This window comes from Paraburkholderia sp. J10-1 (assembly GCF_905220165.1).
In the GTDB taxonomy this organism is placed as follows: Bacteria; Pseudomonadota; Gammaproteobacteria; order Burkholderiales; family Burkholderiaceae; genus Paraburkholderia.
On the sequence record NZ_CAJMYW010000058.1, the window covers coordinates 1 to 878 of the forward strand.

Annotated in this window: 1 protein-coding gene; it reads right to left on the reverse strand. The window is 59.3% G+C overall.

The genetic code is table 11. The annotated features are described in order from the left end of the window. Positions 1–878 (reverse strand): intermembrane transport protein PqiB (locus U5A65_RS40665; protein ID WP_321949713.1); only part of this gene is annotated, 878 nt, incomplete at both ends.

Here is an 878-nt window from a genome sequence, read left to right on the forward strand (position 1 = left end):
CGTTTCGGGTCGTATTCCACGTCGACTGCAGTGACGCGTCCAAGCTCGATTCCGCGGAAATCGACCGTCGCGCCGACAGACAGGCCGCGCAGCGACTGATTGAACTTCATGACAACGCTTGCAGCAGCACCGTCCGGTGCGCGCATCGCCTCTGCCTGACTGTCGGAAAGCGGGAAAGCGGTGCCGTTGGGCGCTTCATGTGCTGGCTCGTTGTCGGGGCGGGACTGGAACGCGAGACCACCCATGACGACTGTCGCGAGTGACTGGGTATTCAGTCTCATACCGCCCGAATCCAGCCGCAGGTCGACACCACTTGCATGCCACCAGCATGCATCTGCCTTGACAAGTTTGTCGTAAGGCTCATCAATGAAGACCTGGATGGTGACGCCCTTGCCGTCATCGTTAAGGGAGCGTGCGACAACACGTCCGACCTGGAAACGGCGGTAGTAGACTGGCGAGCCGATATCAACGGAGCCGAGGGAATCGCCATCAAGAACATAACGACGCCCCTTCTGGTCGCTGGTCACGATGGGAGGCGTCTCAAGTCCGATGAACTTTTCACGGGGCTGGTCGGAGCGACCAGGATCCATGCCGATATACGCGCCGGAGAGGACGGTACCGAGACCCGAAATACCACCCATACCGATCCTTGGGCGCACCACCCAGAAGCGGGCGTCTTCAACCGCGAGATTGCGTGAGATTTTGGCTATCTGTACATCCACAAGGACACGGGAATGGTCGTTAGAGAGGCGGATGGTCTTGACCTCGCCGATCTCCACGTTACGGTATCGCACCTTTGTTCGCCCGGCCTCCAGTCCTTCGGCGGTGAGAAAGCTGATAGTGACAGTCGGCCCTTGTGTCGCGACTGATCGCACAAG